The sequence below is a fragment of the Rhizobacter sp. P3_B12 genome (assembly GCF_056402895.1).
The window spans coordinates 1-2,718 of sequence record NZ_JBFUGN010000847.1 but is presented as its reverse complement, the minus strand read 5'-3'; the positions used below and the strand labels follow the sequence as shown (position 1 = coordinate 2,718).

The window sequence follows — 2,718 nt, the reverse complement described above, 5'->3', positions numbered from 1 at the left end:
CAGCGCGGCGGCCGCGGCAGCCGCCGCCTCGGCGGCCTCGGCCCCCGGCGCGACCGTGGTCCGGCTCGACCCTGCCGCCCCGAAGCCCTTCGACGAGATCATCAAGGGCGCGACCCGCCAGGACGGCTTCGTGCCGGTGTGGCGCAAGGACGAGAAGACCTGGCTCGAGATCCCGGTCGAGCGGCTGGACCAGCCGTTCATGCTGTCGATCAACATCTCGAACTCGATCGGCGAGCGCGGCCTGTACGCGAGCCAGATGGGCCCGCAGTGGCTCGCCAGCTTCCGCAAGATCGGCAGCAACCTGATCCAGCTGGTGGCGCTGAACACCAACTACGTCGGCACCACCCCGGCGATGCAGGCGAGCGTCGAGCAGGCGTTCTCGAACAGCCTGCTGGGCGCGGCCACCATCGTCAGCGCGCCGCACCCGCAGCGCAAGTCGGTGCTGGTCGACGCGAACTTCCTGCTGTCGGACATGCCCGGCTACTCGACCGCGATCGAGACCGCGTTCCGCCTGCCGTTCGCGCTCGACCGCGGCAACTCGTACTTCGAGAAGATCCGCGTCACCGACGACCTGACGACGCTGAACGCGCGCATGCACTTCGCGACCTCGCGGCTGCCCGCGCCGCCACTGGTGCCGAGCCCGGTGCCCAGCCCGACGCCGCCGCAGACGACGCCGGACCCGCGCAGCATGTTCATCGGCTACGTCTACAACTTCGCGAAGCTCGGCGAGGCGATGGCGCCGCGCAAGACCGACCCGCGCCTCGGCCACTTCTTCGATGTCGTCACCGACCTGACCACCGACACCAAGGCCAACCCGCGGCTGCACTACGTGACCCGCTGGCGCCTCGAGAAGAAGGATCCGCAGGCCGAGCTGTCCGAACCGAAGCAGCCGATCGTCTACTGGCTCGACAAGAACATCCCGGTGCAGTACCGCGGGGCGGTCGAGGCCGGCGTGCTGGAATGGAACAAGGCCTTCGAGCGCATCGGCTTCAAGAACGCGATCGTCGCGAAGCAGCAGCCCGACGATGCCGACTGGGACAACATGGACGCGCGCCATGCGTCGATCCGCTGGTTCACCGGCGCCGACGTCGGCTTCGCGATCGGCCCGAGCCATTCCGATCCGCGCACCGGCGAGATCATCGATGCCGACATCGGCATGAGCGACGTGTTCGGCCGCGGCGCGCGGCGCTTCCTGGTCGAGGACGTGGGTCGTGCCCAGGCCTCTGCGGCGTCCTTCCCCTCGCCCACCTTCGCCGCGTGGAGCAAGTTCGGCGGTGCCGACTACTGCAACTACGCGCAGGAGGCCGCCGCCGAGATGGACTTCGCGATGGACCTGCTCGAAGCGCGCGGCGAGATCGCGCCTGACGGCCCGGAGGCGGATGCCTTCGTGCAGTCGCGCATCAAGGATGTCGTGATGCACGAGGTCGGCCACACGCTCGGGCTGAAGCACAACTTCAAGGCGTCGACGGTGGTGAGCCGCTCGCAGCTGCAGGACAAGGGCTTCACCGAGAGCAAGGGCATCTCCGGCTCGGTGATGGATTACAACGCCTACAACCTGGCGCTGGCCGGCGAGAAGCAGGCGAGCCTGAACAACACGACTCTGGGGCCCTACGACTACTGGGCGATCGAGTACGCCTACAAGCCGGTGGCGCCGGCCGACGAGGCGGGCGAGCTGGCGCGCATCGCGGGGCGCAGCACCGATCCGCTGCTCGCCTATTCGGACGACGCCGAGGCCGGCGGCCAGCGYGGCAACGATGGCATCGACCCGCTGGTCAACCGCTTCGACCTGGGCGACGACCCGCTCGCGTACTACGAGAAGCGGCTGCTGCTGTCGCGCGAGCTGTGGCAGCGGGTGCAGGACCGCACGCCGCAGCCGGGCGACGAGGCGATCCGCCAGCGCCGGGTGCTGCTCAGCGGCTTCCAGCAGCTCAACCGCGCGGCCGACCTGGTCGGCAAGTACGTCGGCGGCATGAACACGGTGCGTGACCTGCCGGGTTCGACCAACCGGCCGGCCTATGCGCCGGTGGCGCCGGCCAAGCAGCGCGATGCGCTGCAGTTCCTGGCCAAGGGGCTGTTCAACGCGGACAGCTTCCGCTTCAAGCCGCAGTTCCTGGCCAGCCTGTCGCCTGACTACAACGAGTGGGACCGTGGCGGGCCGGTGAGCATTCCGGCGGCGGTGCTGCAGGTGCAGGTGACGGCGCTCGACCGGCTGATGAGCCCGGGCACCGCATCGCGGCTGCTGGACCTGCCGCTGTACGTGGCCGATGCGAACAAGCGCAACGTGATCTCGCTGGCCGAGGTGTACGGCACGCTGCAGGGCTCGGTGTGGAGCGAGCTGAAGACCGGCAGCGACATCGACCGGCTGCGCCGCAACCTGCAGCGCGAGCACCTGCGCCGCGTGCAGTCACTGCTGATCCGCGGTGCCGGCACGTTGCCGCCGGATGCGCTGAGCCTGGTGCGGATGGAGGCGGTCGAGCTGCAGGGGCAACTGCGCGGCGCGGTCAACAGCCCGAAGCTGTCGATCGAGAGCCGGGCGCATCTGCAGGACAGCCTGTCGACGCTCAATGAGGCGTTGAAGGCCTCCATGCTGCGAAGCTGATCCCGTTCGTGCGTGCGTTCGTGCGTTCGTGCGTTCGTGCGTTCGAGCGGAAGGCGCGTGCGGCGAGGCTGTGGCTCGCCGGCCGGGTCGGTCATCGCCCCGGGGGCGATGACTCCCCT

The 2,718-nt window shown here is 69.3% G+C and carries 1 protein-coding gene; it reads left to right on the top strand.

Annotated features, from left to right (window positions below; all coding sequences use genetic code 11):
* The coding region (locus tag AC1D01_RS28970) for a zinc-dependent metalloprotease (protein ID WP_477872576.1) at positions 1-2,599 on the top strand (2,599 nt) is incomplete at its 5' end.
* Positions 2,600-2,718 lie beyond the last annotated feature (119 nt).